The sequence below is a fragment of the Microbacterium mangrovi genome (assembly GCF_000802305.1).
GTDB classification, from domain to species: Bacteria; Actinomycetota; Actinomycetes; order Actinomycetales; family Microbacteriaceae; genus Microbacterium; species Microbacterium mangrovi.
On sequence record NZ_JTDK01000016.1, the window covers coordinates 67,772 to 84,814 of the forward strand.

The 17,043-nt window shown below is 69.7% G+C and carries 18 protein-coding genes; 4 read left to right on the top strand and 14 right to left on the bottom strand.

Annotation, left to right across the window (positions count from 1 at the left end):
- The first annotated feature begins 9 nt into the window (after nt 1-9).
- Together LK09_RS16225 and LK09_RS16230 are read left to right on the top strand one after the other, a co-directional pair.
- Nucleotides 10-213, top strand: coding sequence for a DUF5302 domain-containing protein (locus LK09_RS16225; protein ID WP_039401848.1), 204 nt, complete (start codon nt 10-12; stop codon nt 211-213).
- Nucleotides 213-950 carry a gamma-glutamyl-gamma-aminobutyrate hydrolase family protein gene (locus LK09_RS16230; protein ID WP_052226903.1) on the top strand — a complete coding sequence of 246 codons (738 nt, stop codon included), beginning with the start codon at nt 213-215 and terminating at the stop codon, nt 948-950. Before LK09_RS16225 ends, LK09_RS16230 begins: the two co-directional genes overlap by 1 nt.
- Before the next feature lie 54 nt (nt 951-1,004).
- On the opposite strand, the gene LK09_RS16235 is transcribed toward LK09_RS16230, so the two are convergent.
- The 7 genes from LK09_RS16235 to rpsO form a co-directional block, all read right to left on the bottom strand.
- On the bottom strand, nt 1,005-1,643 hold the full coding sequence (locus LK09_RS16235; protein WP_039401850.1) for an FMN reductase: 639 nt from the start codon (nt 1,641-1,643) through the stop codon (nt 1,005-1,007).
- Nucleotides 1,644-1,666: 23 nt separating this feature from the next.
- On the bottom strand, nt 1,667-2,866 hold the full coding sequence (locus LK09_RS16240) for an LLM class flavin-dependent oxidoreductase (RefSeq protein ID WP_039402043.1): 1,200 nt from the start codon (nt 2,864-2,866) through the stop codon (nt 1,667-1,669).
- Between the two features lie 137 nt (nt 2,867-3,003).
- Complete coding sequence (locus tag LK09_RS16245) at nt 3,004-3,888, bottom strand: CHAD domain-containing protein (protein WP_039401853.1); 885 nt, start codon at nt 3,886-3,888, stop codon at nt 3,004-3,006.
- A gap of 127 nt (nt 3,889-4,015) precedes the next feature.
- Nucleotides 4,016-5,329, bottom strand: a complete 1,314-nt coding sequence (efeB, locus tag LK09_RS16250) for an iron uptake transporter deferrochelatase/peroxidase subunit (RefSeq protein WP_039401858.1) — start codon at nt 5,327-5,329, stop codon at nt 4,016-4,018.
- A complete protein-coding gene (gene efeO / locus LK09_RS16255; RefSeq protein ID WP_039401862.1) occupies nt 5,326-6,558 on the bottom strand; it encodes an iron uptake system protein EfeO in 1,233 nt (410 codons plus the stop codon). Before efeO ends, efeB begins: the two co-directional genes overlap by 4 nt.
- Nucleotides 6,555-7,556, bottom strand: a complete 1,002-nt coding sequence (efeU, locus tag LK09_RS16260) for an iron uptake transporter permease EfeU (protein WP_052226904.1) — start codon at nt 7,554-7,556, stop codon at nt 6,555-6,557. The genes efeO and efeU overlap by 4 nt, the downstream gene beginning before the upstream one ends.
- A 227-nt stretch (nt 7,557-7,783) precedes the next feature.
- Nucleotides 7,784-8,053, bottom strand: a complete 270-nt coding sequence (gene rpsO, locus LK09_RS16265) for a 30S ribosomal protein S15 (protein ID WP_039401864.1) — start codon at nt 8,051-8,053, stop codon at nt 7,784-7,786.
- Nucleotides 8,054-8,251: 198 nt separating this feature from the next.
- Between rpsO and LK09_RS16270 the strand changes: the two genes are divergently transcribed.
- Nucleotides 8,252-9,559, top strand: a complete 1,308-nt coding sequence (locus LK09_RS16270) for an MFS transporter (RefSeq protein ID WP_082008333.1) — start codon at nt 8,252-8,254, stop codon at nt 9,557-9,559.
- A 64-nt stretch (nt 9,560-9,623) separates the two neighbouring features.
- On the opposite strand, the gene LK09_RS16275 is transcribed toward LK09_RS16270, so the two are convergent.
- Nucleotides 9,624-10,187, bottom strand: a complete 564-nt coding sequence (locus tag LK09_RS16275; protein WP_039401866.1) for a YceI family protein — start codon at nt 10,185-10,187, stop codon at nt 9,624-9,626.
- Between the two features lie 165 nt (nt 10,188-10,352).
- Nucleotides 10,353-10,721, bottom strand: a complete 369-nt coding sequence (locus LK09_RS16280) for an FKBP-type peptidyl-prolyl cis-trans isomerase (protein ID WP_039401869.1) — start codon at nt 10,719-10,721, stop codon at nt 10,353-10,355.
- A 263-nt stretch (nt 10,722-10,984) separates the two neighbouring features.
- Here LK09_RS16280 and LK09_RS16285 point away from each other — a divergent pair, with 263 nt between their 5' ends.
- On the top strand, nt 10,985-11,872 hold the full coding sequence (locus LK09_RS16285; protein ID WP_039401872.1) for a fumarylacetoacetate hydrolase family protein: 888 nt from the start codon (nt 10,985-10,987) through the stop codon (nt 11,870-11,872).
- Nucleotides 11,873-11,937: 65 nt separating this feature from the next.
- On the opposite strand, the gene LK09_RS21820 is transcribed toward LK09_RS16285, so the two are convergent.
- The 5 genes from LK09_RS21820 to LK09_RS16310 form a co-directional block, all read right to left on the bottom strand.
- A complete protein-coding gene (locus LK09_RS21820; RefSeq protein WP_052226905.1) occupies nt 11,938-12,495 on the bottom strand; it encodes a DUF4190 domain-containing protein in 558 nt (185 codons plus the stop codon).
- A 110-nt stretch (nt 12,496-12,605) separates the two neighbouring features.
- Nucleotides 12,606-14,060: an aspartate ammonia-lyase gene (locus LK09_RS16295; protein ID WP_231563104.1), complete on the bottom strand. Its 1,455-nt coding sequence runs from the start codon at nt 14,058-14,060 to the stop codon at nt 12,606-12,608.
- Between the two features lie 162 nt (nt 14,061-14,222).
- Entirely contained in the window at nt 14,223-15,137 is a 915-nt protein-coding gene (locus LK09_RS16300) for a phosphodiesterase (RefSeq protein ID WP_039401878.1), read from the bottom strand.
- Nucleotides 15,138-15,203: 66 nt separating this feature from the next.
- On the bottom strand, nt 15,204-15,548 hold the full coding sequence (locus LK09_RS16305) for a hypothetical protein (RefSeq protein WP_039401880.1): 345 nt from the start codon (nt 15,546-15,548) through the stop codon (nt 15,204-15,206).
- Nucleotides 15,545-16,873, bottom strand: coding sequence for an inorganic phosphate transporter (locus tag LK09_RS16310; RefSeq protein WP_039401882.1), 1,329 nt, complete (start codon nt 16,871-16,873; stop codon nt 15,545-15,547). Before LK09_RS16310 ends, LK09_RS16305 begins: the two co-directional genes overlap by 4 nt.
- Between the last annotated feature and the right edge of the window lie 170 nt (nt 16,874-17,043).

Consider the following 17,043-nt stretch of genomic DNA (forward strand, 5'->3'; position numbering starts at 1 on the left):
GCTGGGGCGATGACCAGCGACGAGGAAGCCACTGACACCGCAGCGTCCGACACGGCGCCCACCGACGACGTGAAGCGCAAGTTCAAAGAGGCGCTCGACAAGAAGAACTCGCAGAAGCACGGCGGCGAGGCCCACCTCGACGCCAACTCCGCCATCACCGGCCCGCACGGGGCCGTCGGCAACAAGCGCACCTTCCGCCGCAAGGCGGGCTGATGGCGACGATCGCGATCCCCGCCCGGCTCTCGGACGGGGCCGTGGACCCGCGCATCGACGAGGCGAACCGCATCTTCGCGGATGTGGTCCGCCTCGCCGAGGCCGAAGGGCTCGACGTCGAGGTCGTCGACTCGTGGGATGCCGCCGCCGACGCATCGCGGTTCGCGGGGCTCATCCTCCCGGGCGGCGGCGACATCGATCCGGCGCAGTACGGCGGCGAGGCCTCCGACGCGCTGTACGACGTCAACCCGGCGCAGGACGAGCTGGACTTCGGCATCGCCCGCGCGGCGCTGGATGCCGGCATCCCCGTGCTCGGCATCTGCCGCGGGCTGCAGGTGCTCAACGTCATCCACGGCGGCACGCTCGTCGAAGACCTGCCCGAGACGGACGTGGAGCACGGCGAGGGACCGGCGGCCGGCTCCGACGGCATCGCGTGGGCGTGGCATCCGGTCGCCCTGCAGGCGGACTCGGCACTCGCGGACGCCGTCGGGAGCGTCCGGATGCCGGTCGCGAGCGGCCACCACCAGGGCATCGGCACACTGGGCGACGGGCTCGTCGCCACGGCCGTCGCCGAGGACGGACTAGTCGAAGCCTTCGAGCGCCCGGACCGCACCGTGATCGCGGTGCAGTGGCATCCCGAAGCGCTCGACACTCCCCCGCAGCTCGCCGCCGCGCCGTTCTCGGCGTTCGCCGCCCAGGTGCGTACAGCCCGCGGCGCGCAGCAGCTGCCGGCCTGACGCCGACGCGGCATCCGGGGCCGCACCCCGGATGCCGCTTGACGATCGCGCGCCTCAGCCGCCGAGCAGATCCCGGAACGACTTGCCCTCCTGGGCGTACGTGTCCGGGTCGTACGGGTCGGCCGCGGGGGCCCGGATGCTCCCGGCGATCGCGTCCGCGAGCTCGCGGGCGCCCTTCGCGACGCGATCCGCGAGCGTGGCGACCTCGTCGCCGCGACCCGACCAGTCCTCCGAGGCCGCGAAGACGCCCGTCGACACGGCGTTGGCGTGCATGTACGCGAACAGCGGGCGGATCGCGTAGTCGATCGCCAGCGAGTGCCGCGCCGTTCCCGCGTTCGCACCGATGAGCACCGGCTTGCCGATGAGGGCGTCCTTGTCGAGCACGTCGATGAACGACTTGAAAAGGCCCGAGTAGCTCGTCGAGAAGATCGGCGTCACCACGATCACCGCGTCGGCGGAGACGACCGCGTTGATGACCGACTCAAGCGCCGGCGGCGCGAAGCCGGTGAGCATGTTGTTGGTGATGTCGTGGGCGACGTCGCGCAGTTCGAACGCGTCGACGGACGCCGGGATGCCGCGGGCCGTGAGCTCCGCGACGGTGGCGGCGGCCATCCGGTCGGCGAGCATCCGGGTGGACGACGGCGAGGAGAGCCCCGCGGAGATCACCGCGATGCGACGGGGAGAGGTGTTCATGCGTTTCGTCTCGCTTCGCTCGCTCAACGACCGGCTGCGCCGAGGCCGAAGGCCGCACCGGCGGGCGCCGGGGTGTCCTGGTAGGGGCCGCCCGCGGTGAGGTTGTCGCCGCGGTTGGCGCCCGGGGTGGGCTGGCGCACCGGACCGTCGCCGTACTTCGCCTGCACCAGGTTCGCGTGGGTCGGGGCATCCGGAACGTCCGCCGGACGGTCCTTGGCGAGCTCGCGGCGCAGCACCGGGACGACCTCGCCGCCGAGCAGGTCGAGCTGCTCGAGGACGGTCTTCAGCGGGAGCCCGGCGTGGTCCATGAGGAACAGCTGACGCTGGTAGTCGCCGAACGTGTCGCGCATGGCGGCGTAGCGATCGATGACCTGCTGCGGCGATCCCACGGTGAGCGGGGTCATCTCGCTGAAGTCCTCGAGCGACGGACCATGCCCGTACACGGGCGCGTTGTCGAAGTACGGACGGAACTCGTTCACGGCGTCCTGCGAGTTCGGCCGGATGAAGGCCTGGCCGCCGAGGCCGACGATCGCCTGCTCGGCGGTGCCGTGACCGTAGTGCGCGAAGCGCTGGCGGTACAGATGGATGAGCCGCTGGAAGTGGTCCTTCGGCCAGAAGATGTTGTTCGCGAAGAAGCCGTCGCCGTAGTACGCGGCCTGCTCGGCGACCTCGGGGGTGCGGATCGAGCCGTGCCACACGAACGGGGGCACGTCATCGAGCGGGCGCGGCGTCGAGGTGAATCCCTGCAGCGGCGTGCGGAACTTGCCGTCCCAGTCGACGACGTCCTCGCGCCAGAGCTTGTGCAGCAGCGCGTAGTTCTCCACGGCGAGGGGCAGCCCCTGCCGGATGTCCTTGCCGAACCACGGGTAGACCGGGCCGGTGTTGCCGCGGCCGAGCATGATGTCGGCGCGGCCGCCCGACACGTGCTGCAGCATCGCGAAGTCCTCGGCGATCTTCACCGGGTCGTTCGTGGTGATGAGGGTCGTCGAGGTCGACAGGATGATGCGCTCGGTCTGACCGGCGATGGCCGCGAGCGTCGTCGAAGGCGACGACGACCAGAACGGCGGGTTGTGGTGCTCGCCGACGGCGAAGACGTCCAGCCCCACCTCTTCGGCGTGCTTGGCGATGGTGAGCGTGGCCTTGATGCGCTCCGCCTCGCTGGGGGTGTGGCCCGTGGTCGGGTCCTGCGTGATGTCGCTCACCGTGAAGATGCCGAACTGCATGCCGGGCCAGGTGGTGTTCTCGCTCACGATCGCCTTCCGATTCTCGGGTGCCGGCCCGGGAGGGGCCTGTCGAAGCATCCGATCTATTCAAGTGGATACATCTGGTGTAACACCTGCACGTCGGAAGTATTCCACGCTCACTTCCGCGGCAGCGCGGAGACGGCGGATCGCAGGTTCTGCACTGCTTCCGGCACCGCAGCGAGATGCGCGGCGGCATCCGCCCGCGCCAGCTCCTCGACCACGGCGAAGGGATCGGGTCGCTCCCCCGCACGGATGGCGAGCGTCGCCTGGCGGGCGACCTGATCCGCAACGAGAACGGCGTCGCGGTGGTTCCCGAGCACGTCGTGCAGTCCCTCCCCGGCCGCTGCCAGGTCGGCGAACTCGGGGCGGTCGAGCTCCGGGTCGACCTCCGCGACCGTCTCGGCCACGTAGCGCATGCGCCGGGCGGCCTTGCGCAGCTCGTGGTAGCCGTCGTTCGTCCCGTCGAGCCGACGCGCCGCCTTGCGCACCCGGCGCGCCTGCTGCCTCAGGACCGACGCGATGACGCCGGCCGCCGCGGCATCCGGATCCGCGATACCCGGAGCCTCGACGAGCACGCGCAGCATCTTCTGCCGGGCGACGGCTCGCGGCTCCCCGGCGAGGGCGACCAGGCGCGCGTGCGCGCGCGTGTACGCGGCGCGCTCCACGCCGATGAGGCGATGCACGATGCCGGGATCGTCGACACCCGCCCGGGTCAGCAGGTCCACGGCGACGGCAGCCCGCACTTCGATGTCGCGCACCACCCCCAGCTCGCGTCCCCACTCCCCGTACGCCACCCGCACGCGGTCGGCGGCACGCACGTCGACGACGTGTCGATATCCGGCGAGAATACTGCGCAGCCGGCGCACGCGCGTGCGCTGCTGGTGCACGCCGTCGGGTTCGTTCGCGAGCGCCGGCGGCAAGGTCTCGGCCACCTCCGCGGCGGCTCCGGCGAGCGCCGCGTGGAGGAAGTCGCCGATCGATCGGTCTGGAATTGCGCTCATGGCTGCACCCGTTCGGCGCTCGTGGCGATCGGGCACGGAGCGGGAGGGATGATGCGGCTCGGCATGGTCCCCCGGCCCCCGCAGGGCCCGCGTGCCGTCAGCATAACCGCGCGCTCGAATCGGCGGGTCAGGCGAAGAGTCCCGCCCCGACGAAAGAGCCCTCCTTCGCGCCCGGCGGGACGGCGAAGATCGCGGAGCCGGTGTGCACGAGGTACTCGCTCATGAGGTCTTTCGCCAGGGCGCGCTGGATGCCGATGAACTGCTGCGGATCGCGCTGGTACGACAGGAAGAAGAGCCCGGCCGACAGCTGGCCGAGGTCGTCGTTGCCGTCGACGAAGTTGTATCCGCGGCGCAGGATCCGCACACCCTTGTTGAAGTCCGGGTGGGCGAGCTTCACGTGCGAACGCGGGTCGATCGCGGGATCGGCGGTCTTGCCGGCCTTGGTGAAGTCGGGCTCGGTGTGCTCGCTGCCCCCGGACAGCGGCGCGCCCTCGCCCTTGTTCCGGCCGATCGTGCGCTCCTGCTCGGCGAGTCGCAGGCGATCCCACACCTCGACCGTCATGCGGATCTTGCGTGCGACGAGGTACGAACCGCCCGCAAGCCACGCCGGGGCATCCGACGCCGCGACCCACACGTTCTTCTTCAGCGCCTCCTGGTCGTCGGCGAGGATGTTGGCGGTGCCGTCCTTGAAGCCGAAGAGGTTGCGCGGCGTCGACTGGTCGACCGTGGTCTTCGAGGTGCGCCCGAAGCCGAGCTGGGACCAGCGGATCTGCGCGCGGCCGAAGGCGATGCGGCTGAGGTTGCGGATCGCGTGGACGGCGACCTGCGGATCGTCCGCACACGCCTGGATGCAGAGGTCTCCGGAGGAGCTCATCGGGATGAGCTGGTCGCCGAGGAAGCGAGGCAGCTCGGCGAGCTCCGCCGGCTTGCGCGACGCGAGACCGAACCGCGCGTCGAAGAGCCCTGGTCCGAATCCGAACGTGACAGTCAGGGCGGATGCCGGCAGGCCGAGCGCCTCGCCGGTGTCGTCCGGCGGCGCCTGCGGCGATCCTCCGACCGCACCGGACGCGCTCACGTCGAGCCCCTGCGTCATGCGGGAGGCCGCATACGACCAGTCCTTCAGCAGCGAGACGAGGTCGTCGCGGGTCGCCCCGTCGGCCATGTCGAACGCGGCGAAGTGCAGATGCTCCTGCACGGGCGTCGTGATGCCCGCCTGGTGCTCGCCGTAGAACGGGTGCACCGTCGCGCCCGAGGCGGACGTGTTCGCGGAGGCGACGGATGCCCCGACCACGGCGCCTGCGGCGCCGCCGACCAGGAGGCCGCCCGCCCCCGCGCCGAGCAACCCGAGCAGGCCGCGCCGGGAGAGGCCGCGCGCCTGGTCGTCGGAAGGCTCCGCACCGGCAGCCGCTTCGGTCGACGCCTGGGGTTCGGTGTCGCTCACGCCGCCACAGTCGAGGTCAGCTGCGAGAGCGGCTCGGCCAGCGCGTTGAGCAGGTCGGTCAGCTGACGCTTGTCGTCGGTGGTCAGCTTCGTGTACGAGACGTACCCGGACGAGGCGTTGCCGTACGTCGCGAGCTTGGCCTCGAGCGCGCGATACGCCTTGTCGATGCGCGCCACGAGCGCCTTGCCCTCGCTGCCCTTCGACGCGGCGAGGTCTTCGACGAGCGAGAACGCCATCTTGGATCCGTCGACGTTCGCGGCGAAGTCCCACAGGTCGGTGTGCGACCACCAGTCCTCTTCGCCGGTGATCTTGTTCTTCGCGACCTCGTCGAGGAGGCTGATCGCCCCGTTGGACAGACCCGCCACGCCGGCCGCCTCGAGCGCGGCGGTGAACTTCGCACTGTGCACGTAGTCGTTGAGGGTCTTGACGTTCGCGGCGAGGCCCGCGGCGTACTTCTGTCGCTCGGCGGTCGTCGAGGGCTTCCAGTCCTGCCAGGCGGGGGTCTGGGCGTCGGAGTTCAGCGCGGACTTCGCCGGCACCCAGAGATCCTTCTCGATGCGGTGGAATCCGGTCCACGGCAGGCCCTCGGCGTCGGCATCCACCTCGCGGTAGTCGATCTTCGGGTCGAGGTCGCCGAGCGACTCGGCGATCGGCTCGATGCGCTCGTAGGGGATGCGGGTCTTCGCGAACAGGTCGCGGGCCTTCGCGTCGTCGCCGGCGGCGTACGCCGCGGTGAAGGCGGCCACGGCCGGCACCAGCTGCTCGACCTGGTTCTTCACGAACGACGCGTACTGGTCGACCGCGGCCTTCTGCCGGGCGGCATCCGACCCGGCGGCCTCGACCTTGCCGCCGGTGACCTCGAACGCCGTGCGTCCGACGCCGTCGCCGACCATGCCGGGCTTGCACACCGTGTAGTAGCTGCCCGGCTGCGCGGTCACGGTGAGGGTGCGGCTCGCGCCGGGGGCGATGTTCTCGACCTCGCCCACGATGCGCAGCCCGTCGTGCGCGAGCAGATAGAACTCGGTGGTCTGCGACCCGGTGTTCTTCACGGCGAAGTCGATCGTGCCGCTCGTGGCGGACGCGCCCGACACCGTGCACTCCTGGTCGGTCGACGTGACCGACAGGTTCTGCGAGCGGCCGGCGGCGTCGGCCTTGGCGACGCAGCCGCTGAGCGCGACGGCTGCCACGGCGAGTCCGGCGAGGGCGGCGGCGGTGCGGGAACGGGTCATCGGGCTCCTCCGGTGACGGCGATGGGCGCCACCTGTGCGGAGGACGCCGGGGCGGTGCGGTTGGCTGAGGGGGTGGTGGATGCCGCGGCATCCACGGTCTCGGCGACCGGCGACACCTTCGGCGCACGGGCGGGGGCGCGCAGGCCCCGAAGGAAGAAGAAGCCGACGATGCCGACGTAGGCGACCCAGGCGATGACCTGCAGCCACGACATCTGCGGCATGAATCCGACCGTCGCCTGCAGCACGGTGGCCAGGGTCGAGCCGGGCGCGATCGCCGAGGTGACGTCGAACGCCCAGCCGAACGGGAACCCGGCGAGTCCCGTCGCGACGCCGCCGGCGGCGGTCACCGGCGCGACGGCGGTGAACGGGCCGACGAGGACGCCGGCCTCCTGCAGGTCCTTGATCGCGTAGGCGAGCACGCCGGCCGCGACGATGACGAGGACTCCACCCGTCCAGGCGAAGAAGCGGCGCAGGTCCAGCTTCACGGCGCCCTTGGCGAGCATCCAGCCGGCCACCGCGGCGATCCCGTAGCCGAGCACGGCGCCGACGAGCACGAGCGGCGAGCTGCCGAAGGACTGCGTCATCGACCACAGCAGCAGCGCCGACTCGACGCCTTCGCGCGCCACGGAGACGAATCCGATCAGGACGAGCGCCCACAGGCCGCCGAGCGCGAGCGCCTGGTCGATGCCGCCCTCGAGCGACTTCTTCATGTTCCGGGAAGACCGCTGCATCCAGAAGATCATCCAGGTGACCATCGCGACCGTCAGCAGCGACATCGTGCCGCCGAGGATCTCCTGCCCCTGGAAGGTCATCGCGTACTCGCCGAACGTCAGCAGCGCGCCGATCCCGAGCGCGAGCGCGATCGCCAGGATCACACCGAGCCACAGGCGCGGCAGCACGTCCTTGCGTCCGATCCGGACGACGTAGGCGACGAGGATGCCGACGACGAGCGCCGCTTCGAGGCCCTCACGGAGGCCGATCAGGAAGGTCGCGAGCACAGGTGTGCCTCTCTCGGGAAGATCGGGGATTCAACGGCGTCCGCCCGACCCTGATCAGGTTAGGCGAACCAAAGTTAGTAGAACCTTACCTGCTCCCCCGCAGCGGTCACAAACCGGCCGTCATCCGTCGCCGGAAATGACGAAGGCCGCCCCCACACCGTGGGAGCGGCCTTCGTGGTCCTCGTGAGGACCCAAGAATGTTCTGCGCGACTGTACGCTGGGCTGCCTTATCGGCGGAGCCCCAGGCGCTCGATCAGCGACCGGTAGCGGTTGATGTCGATGTCCTGGAGGTAGCCGAGCAGACGACGGCGCTGACCGACGAGCAGGAACAGACCACGACGCGAGTGGTGGTCGTGCTTGTGCTCCTTGAGGTGCTCGGTGAGGTCCTTGATACGCTGCGTCAGCATCGCAACCTGCACCTCGGGGGATCCGGTGTCGCCGGGGTGCGTCGCGTACTCTTCGATGATCGCCTTCTTGACGTCTGCATCCAGTGCCATAGGTGATCCCCTTCCTCTTTGCTGCGCGGTGCCCGACGGCTGATCCGTAGGCTCTCTTTATCCGCGGCCGATCCAACGGCAACCTGAAGAGTCTACAGGATGCCGGCTCTCCCGTCACATCGGCCGGTTCTGCGCCGCGCCCGCCGACCGGCCCGCGCGATACGCTCGAAGCATGCTTGTCACGGTGCACGACGTCTGATGGCCCGCCTGCGCCGCGACCACCTCATCGACCTCCGCCCCCTCACCTCCTCCCCCGCGTTCGCGCGCATGTGGGTGGGCTCGACGCTGTCGGGCCTCGGGGGCCAGCTGACGGTCGTCGCCGTCATGCTGCAGGTGTACGAGATCACGCACGACTCGTTCGCCGTCTCGATGGTCGCCGTCGCGGGGCTGCTCCCGATGATCGTCGCGGGACTCTACGGCGGGATGCTCGCCGACGCGTTCGACCGCCGCGTCGTGGCACTGAGCGCGGCATCCGTGACGTTCGCGTCGACGGCCCTCCTGGCCGTGCTGACGTGGGCGCACGTCGAGTCGGTGTGGTGGCTGTATGTGCTGAGCGTCGTGAACTCCTCGGCGAACTCGATCGTGATGGCGACGCGCTCGGCGATCGTGCCGCGCCTCATCTCCCGCGAGCTGCTGCCGGCGGCATCCGCCCTGCAGGGCATCTCGTTCGGCCTCATGGTGATGGTCGGCCCGGCCCTGGCCGGCATCCTCGTGGCGGTGTCCGGCTACGCGTGGACGTACACGATCGACGTCATCCTGATGTCGTCCCTGTTCCTCGGTCTGTGGACCCTGCCGAGCATCAAGCCGGAGGGCGAACTCGTCCGGCCCGGGCTGAAGTCGCTCGCCGACGGCTGGGCCTTCCTCAAGCGGGCATCCAACATCCGCCTGCAGTACATCCTCGACATCACCGCGATGACGTTCGGACAGCCGATCGCGCTGTTCCCCGCGATCGGCGCGCTCCTGCTCGGCGGAGGTCCCGTGACCACGGGCATCCTCACCGCCGCGTATGCCGTGGGCGCCTTCACGTCGAGCCTCTTCTCCGGTCCGATCGGCCGGGTGCGCCACCACGGACTCGGCATCGAGCGGGCGATCCAGGCGTACGGCATCGCGATGCTCGCATTCGGGCTCATCCTCGGCGCCGCGGCGCTCGGGTGGTTCGCCCCGCCGGACGTCGGCCCGCACTCGGCGAACGTCGTGCTCATCGTCCTGTCGTTCATCGTCATCTCGATCGCCGGCGCCTGCGACAACGTCAGCGCGATCTACCGGTCGACGATGATGCAGGCCGCCGTCCCCGACGCGATCCGCGGACGCCTCCAGGGCATCTTCATCGTGGTCGTCGCGGGAGGGCCGCGCATCGGCGCGCTCTACGTCGGGACCCTCGCCACGATCACGTCGCTGTGGTTCCCGCCGCTGCTCGGCGGCATCCTCATCGTGGTGATCGTCAGCACGCTCGTGCGCCTGAACCCGCGCTTCCGCGCCTACGACGCCGAGAACCCCGAGCCCTGAAACGGCGGATGCCCCGGCCCTCGCAGAAGCGGAGGGCCGGGGCATCCGGCAGGTCAGGGGCGGATCACTCCGCGGCGCGCGAGCCCTGCAGGTCGAGCTCGATGGTGACGTCCTTGCCGACGAGCACGCCGCCGGTCTCGAGCGCGGCGTTCCAGGTGAGGCCGAAGTCCTCGCGGTTGATGACCGTCTTGGCGGTCGCGCCGGCCTTGTAGTTGCCGTACGGGTCGGTGCCGAAGCCGCCGAAGTCGAAGTCGAACGTGACGGGCTTGGTGATGCCGCGGATGGTCAGGTCGCCGTCCACGAGGAACTCGCCGCCCTCGTAGCGGACGCCGGTCGAGCGGAAGTCCATCGTGGGGTGGTTCTCGGTGTCGAAGAAGTCGGCCGAGCGCAGGTGGCCGTCGCGGTTCTCGTCGCTCGTGTTGATCGAGGTGACGTCGACGGATGCCTCCACCGTGGTCTCCAGCGGGTTCTCCGGAACGACGAACGTCGCGCTCTTCACGCCGAACGTGCCGCGCACCTTCGAGATCATCATGTGACGGACGCTGAACTGCACCTCGCTGTGCGAGGGGTCGAGGTTGTACGTGCCCGGCTTGTATCCGGCGATCTCGGGGAGTGCGTTGGAGCTCATGGGATTCCTTCGTTCGTGGGAGCCGCGTCGTGCGGCGATGAATGATGAAACCGAGCTCCGCCGAGATCCATTCCCGTGCATGTATCCCGGGCGTGTCGCAGGAACGGCGACGGCCGTTGAGCGAGACCCGGAGGTCCGCTCAACGGCCGTGGAAGACGACTCGGGTCAGGCGACGTCGAGCAGGTCGATGATGAAGATGAGGGTCTTGCCGCCGAGGAAGTGGCCGCCCGCCGGGCCGTAGGCCAGGTGCGGCGGGATGACGAGCTCACGACGACCGCCGACCTTCATCGACGGGATGCCGTCCTGCCAGCCCTGGATGAGGCCGCGCAACGGGAACTGGATGCTCTCGCCCCGGCCCCACGACGAGTCGAACTCCTCGCCCGATTCGTACTCGACGCCCACGTAGTGGACGGTCACGGTGTCGCCGGGCTTGGCCTCTGCGCCGTCGCCGACGATGATGTCGCGGATCACGAGCTCGGTGGGAGCCGGTCCTTGGGGGGCGTCGATCTCCGGCTTGGTGCGGTTGTCAGTCATGCCATCCATCCAACCCGAGTCGCGCGGCGCGGTCAAAGGGAGGACGGGCCGGGCGATTATTACGTGGACGTCCCTGGGAGAAGGTGGCATTCACCGCGTATCTGTTGTTACCCTAGGACCAGAACTCAGCGCTCGGGAGTCACGTAGGCATCGCCACGGCACCGGGCGCTGAGTCACGTTCTGACCTGCCGATCGGCTCGCCGATCCAGCCCCGCGCCGCAGCCGACGCCGGACTCCAAGCCGCGAAAGGTAGCCCCCGAACAATGCGCTTCGCCCACGTGACCCTGCCCGAAGGCCCCGGCCTCGCATCCGGAGAGCCGGTTCTCGCGGTCATCCAGGGCGACGAGGCTTTCCCGGTGCCGGACCTGCTTCCGGGCGGTCCGGCGCGCCTCGAGCGGCTGATCGCCGGCGGGGACGATCTGCTCGACCGGGTGCGGCAGGCGGCATCCGGCGCCGCCGCCGGAACCGGGCATCCGCTCGCGTCCGTGGGCTTCGCATCGGCATCCCTCACTCCCCCGACGGTGCTGGCTGTCGGCCTGAACTACGCCGCCCACTCGGGTGAGCTCGGACTGAAGACCGACAGCACGCCCACCGTCTTCGTGCTGTGGCCGAACTCCCTGTCCGGCCACGAACGCACCACCTCGTGGCCGCGCGGTCTCACCCAGTTCGTCGACTACGAGGCCGAGCTCGGCGTGATCATCGGCAAGCCCGCGAAGGATGTCTCCGCCGAGCGCGCCCTCGACCATGTGTGGGGCTACACCGTCGTCAACGACATCACCGCACGCGACATCCAGTACTCCGAGGCGCAGTGGTCCCGCTGCAAGTCGTTCGACGGGTTCACCCCCACCGGGCCGTTCGTCGTCACGGCGGACGAGATCCCCGACCCGCAGGACCTCCACATCTGGGCGATCGTCGACGGCAAGACGGTCCAGGATGCCTCCACCGGCCAGATGGTGCGCAGCGTCGCGACGCTCATCCAGCACCTGTCGACCTCCGTTACGCTCTTGCCGGGCACCCTGATCTCCACGGGCTCCCCCGGCGGTGCGGGCTACTCGCGCGACCCGCAGATCCCGCTGCGCGACCGCTCCACCGTGACCGTCGGCGTCGACGGCATCGGTGCCCTGACCACGCACTGCCGCATCATCGACTGATCCGGCATCCGCACGCAGAAAGGGGCGACGCGATCATCCGATCGCGCCGCCCCTTTCTGGACGGTTCAGTACGTGCTCGAGCAGTAGCCCGCGCCGCAGGCGGCCGCGAGGGACGCCACGATGGCGATCGCCACGATGATGCCGATCACGAACAGTACGGCGCCGATGATGATCGCCGCCACCGCGAAGCCGTTCTTCTGACCCGCCTTGCGGCTCTGGACCAGGGCGATGATGCCGAGGATGAGGCCGATGACGTTGAAGAAGATCGACACCACGAACGCGACGATTCCGAGCGTCCGGCCCGGATTCTCGGCGGCCGCAGGAGCCTGCGCATACGCCGGAGCCTGCGTGTAGGCCGGCTGCGCGGGCGGAGCTGCGGCGTACGCGGGCGCAGCGGGCTCGGCGGGCGGAGCGGCGGCGTACGCCGGTGCGGCCGGCTCGGCCGGCGTCGGAGCAGCGGGCTCGGCCGGCGCCGGGGCGACCGGCTCGGCGGGTGCCGGAGCGGCGGGCTCGGACGATGCCGGAGCGACGGGCTCGGCGGCCGGGGCGGGCTCGGGGACCGAAGGCTGCTGGGGCGGGATGGAGTTGTCGGGCGTGGCGCCCGGGGTCTGCGAATCGCTCATGGATTCCCCCTCTAGTGCGATGGGCAGGGACCTTCAAAGCATATCGAAGGTCCCTGCCCAGCGTTATCCCAGAGACAGGTCAGGTTTGTTTGATTGTGCTGAGCGCGGCCTCAGGCGCCGACGCCGTCCACGACCACGTTCTCGGCGGCCTGCTTGACGACCGGGATCGCCGCGGTGATCGTCTCGAGGCCCGACAAGCGCGCGGGGGCGAGCTGCTTGGTGACCTCTTCGCGCGACATGAGCCCCGCCTCGACCACGAGGTCGGCGACGTTGCGGTGCGTGAGCAGCGCGGTCTTGGCCAGCGCCGCCGATGCCGCGTACCCGATGAACGGGGTCAGCGCCGTGATGACGCCCACCGACTGCCCGACCATGGCGCCCAGGCGCTCGCGGTTGGCGGTGATGCCGTCGACGCAGTTGACGCGCAGCGTCCACATGGCCTGCCGCATCCACGTGATCGACTGGAAGATGGAGTGCGCGATGACCGGCTCGAAGGCGTTCAGCTGCAGCTGTCCCGCCTCGGCGGCCATCGTGACGGTGAGGTCGGCACCGGCCACGGCGAACGCGACCTGGTTGACGACCTCGGGGATGACCGGGTTGACCTTGCCCGGCATGATCGAGGACCCGGCCTGCTTGGCCGGCAGGTTGATCTCGCCGAGGCCCGCCTGCGGACCCGACGACAGCAGGCGCAGGTCGTTGCAGATCTTCGAGAGCTTCATCGCGTTGCGCTTGAGCGACGCGGAGAACGACATGAAGGACCCGGTGTCGCTGGTGGCCTCCACGAGGTCGGCGGCGGTGTTCAGCGGCATCCGGGTGATCTCGCGCAGGTGGCGGAGCACGGCGGGCGCGTAGGCCGGGTGGGTGGTGATGCCGGTGCCGATGGCGGTGGCGCCCATGTTGATCTCGAACAGCAGGGAGGCGTTCTCGGTGAGGCGCTGGTGGTCGAAGCCGAGCGTCGAGGCGAACCCGTGGAACTCCTGTCCGAGCGTCATCGGCACGGCATCCTGCAGCTGTGTGCGGCCGACCTTCAGCACATCGTGGAACTCGCGGGCCTTGCCGAGGAACGAACCGCGCAGCAGGTCGAGCTCGTCCAGGAGGCTCTGGAGCGAGAGCGAGAGTCCGACCTTGATCGCCGTCGGGTAGACGTCGTTGGTGGACTGGCTGCGGTTGGTGTCGTCGATCGGCGAGAGGTAGGCGTAGTCGCCCTTCTCGCGGCCCGCGAGCTCGAGCGCGATGTTGGTGATGACCTCGTTCGCGTTCATGTTGGTGGAGGTGCCCGCGCCGCCCTGAATCACGCCCGAGACGAACTCGTCGTGGAACTGCCCGTCGATCACGAGCTGGGCGGCGCGGTCGATGAGGTCGGCCTTCTGGGCCGGCAGCACGCCGATCTCCTTGTTCGCGCGAGCAGACGCCTGCTTGACCATCGCCAGACCGACGATCATCTCGGGGTAGACCGAGATCGGCCGCTTCGCGATCGGGAAGTTCTCCAGCGCGCGGGCGGTGTGGATGCCCCAGTAGGCATCGGCGGGGATCTCCAGGGATCCCAGCGAATCGGTCTCGGTACGCATCTTTGCAGTCGCCATTACTGTGCTTCCTCGTGGGTCTCACGCTCTGAGGGGGATGCCCCCGAGCCTACGCGGCGCACACGGACAGCCGCATGTACACCGTGTACAGGAAGGATGCCGGAACCGGCCATTGTGTCAGGCATCCACTCGGGAGCCCGTCGCGGGTCAGAGCTGCGGCTTGCGCGAGAAAGCCTCGCGCCGCTCCTCCGGGGTGCGGGCGATCATCGCCGCGAGCCACGCCTCGTCGAAGTGATCGCCGGTCGGTGCCTCCACGACGGGCACCACGGCATGCGTGATCGTGTCGTCGTACACGTGCACGAGATGGAAGGACTGGCCGGCATCCATGCCGTTGACCAGCTGCGGCGGTCGCTGCAGGTTCATCGTGTAGCAGGTCGCCGCCGCCACGCTCACCGGGAAGCCCGCGAACATCCCGCTCGTCGAGTAGTGCAGATGACCGGCGAGGATGCCGCGCACGTCGCTGCCGCGGATCGCGTCGGCGAAGGCGGGCTGGTTCTGCAGCTCCAGGATGTCGAAGAACGGGATGTGGCTCGGCAGCGGCGGGTGGTGCATCGCCAGCAGGGTGCCGTGCGGGGCGGGAGTCTCCAGGACGCCGCGCAGCCACGCGAGCTGCCCGGGATCAAGGTCGCCGTGGTGCCAGCCCGGAACACTCGAGTCCAGGGCGATCAGCCGCAGGCCGGCGAGGTCCCAGACGCCGTTGACCGGCTGCTGCGTAGGCTCCTCGTCGAGCAGGTCGCGGTGCAGATCGGGTCGTTCGTCGTGGTTGCCGGCGACCCAGATGATCGGTGCGCCCAGCCGCTCGGCGACGGGTTCGACCGCCGCCCGCAGGGCCCGATACGCCTCCGGCTCGCCGAGGTCGGTGAGGTCGCCCGTGAACACCAGCGCGTCCGGGCGCACCCCGAGCCGCTCGACGGCCTCCAGCGTGAGCTGCAGGTTCTTCGTCGTGTCGAACCGGCCGTTCAGCGGCACACCGCCGGCCATCACATGGGTGTCGCTGAGGTGGACGATGACGTGACCGGCCGGCGCGTGAGCGCCGAACTGCGGACCGGGAACGGAGGCCATGAGCACAGAGTACGCGGACAGCCCCGCGCCGTCAGCGACCTGCCGGAGGCCCGGACCCGGCGTTCGTCAGCCGTGCAGCGATTGCCAGACGAGGAGGCCCAGACCGAAGAGCACCGCCGCCCCGCACAGCACGAACGAGGCGTACGCGCCGACGAGCGCGGCGCGCTTCTGCCCTTCGGTGAGCGGGTTCTTCTTCGCAGCCTTGGCCGCGGCCTTCGCGGCGCGCTTGGCGGCCTTCGGCGAGATCACGGTGATGGCGTCGGTGAACTCCGCGGGTGCGACCACCGGCGGGCGTCCGGCGGCGACCAGCAGCCGGAGCCCGAGGGAGTAGAAGCCGACGACGAGCACCGTCGCGACCATCGCCGCCGCGAACACCTGCAGGAATGCGATCCAGTCGATCTCGATGCTCATGCGCGGTCACCGCCCTTCTCGTCGCGGTTGTTCGACACCGAGGAGACCGGATCCTTGCCGGCATCCGGCGCTGCGGCTTCCGCGCGTGCGGCCTTCGCGGCCTCTTCGGCCCGCCTCGCCTCTTCGGCGGCGGCCTCGAGCCGGCGCTGACGGCGGGTGGGCGGCGGGTTGCGCTTCACCTTCACGGCACGGCCCGACTCGGCGACCTCGCTCATCGCGTTCGCGGCCGTGACGGCGTTCCGGTTGGAGCGCACGAACATCGCGACGATGAGGATGACCGCGACGACGGCGTCGATCAGGATGCCCCAGCCGCCGAAGAGGTGGACCATGACCGCGGCGATGGCCCCCACGGCGCCGGCGGCGGGAAGGGTCAGCACCCAGCCGACGGTGATTCGGCCGACCATGCCCCAGCGCACCTTGGCGCCGCGGCGCCCGAGACCCGATCCGATGACCGAGCCGGATGCGACCTGCGTGGTCGACAGGGCGAACCCGAGCGCGCTCGAAGAGAGGATCGTGGCCGCGGTCGCCGTCTCGGCCGAGAAGCCCTGGGCCGGCTTGACGTCGGTGAGGCCCTTGCCGAGCGTGCGGATGATGCGCCAGCCGCCCATGTACGTGCCGAGCGCGATCGTGAAGGCGCACGCGAAGATCACCCAGGTGTACGGGGAGGTCTGGTCGGGGCTCTGCCATCCGGCCATGATCAGCGTGAGGGTGATGACGCCCATCGTCTTCTGCGCATCGTTGGTGCCGTGTGCGAGAGCGACCAGCGACGACGTGAAGATCTGACCGAACCGGAAGCCGTCGCGGCCGTCGGCCTTGCTGTCGGCGCGGCGCGTGAGCGCATAGGCGAGACGGGTCGCCGCGAAGGCGATGATGCCCGCCGTGAGTGGTGAGATGACGGCGGGGAGGATGATCTTGCTGATCACCGTGCCGAAGTTGATCGCCATCACGCCGACGCCGACGATCGTCGCGCCGATGAGGCCGCCGAACAGGGCGTGGGACGAGCTCGACGGGAGCCCGAGCAGCCAGGTCAGCATGTTCCAGGTGATCGCGCCGATGAGGCCCGCGAAGATCACCGGCAGGAACTCGGTGGGCGTGATCACGTCTTCGTTGATGATGCCGTGCGAGATGGTCTTGGAGACCTCGGTCGACAGGAACGCGCCGACGAGGTTCAGACCGGCGGCGATGCCGACGGCGACTTTGGGCTTGAGGGCGCCGGTCGCGATGGGCGTCGCCATCGCATTGGCTGTGTCATGGAAGCCGTTCGTGAAGTCGAAGAACAACGACAGCGCGATGACCAGGATGACGAGCAGGGCTACGGATTCCACCGTTCGCTTTCAGGGAGATGTGGACGACGGGACATGCCGCGGAACGGCGTCGCGAACGAAGAGTTCACCTGGGGTACATGCTCCGGCAACCGGGGCCCTGGGAAATCCTCGCACACCACTCGGGCATCCGGTAACCCTGGAGCTTCTGTGGATGGATGTCCCAGGCACGT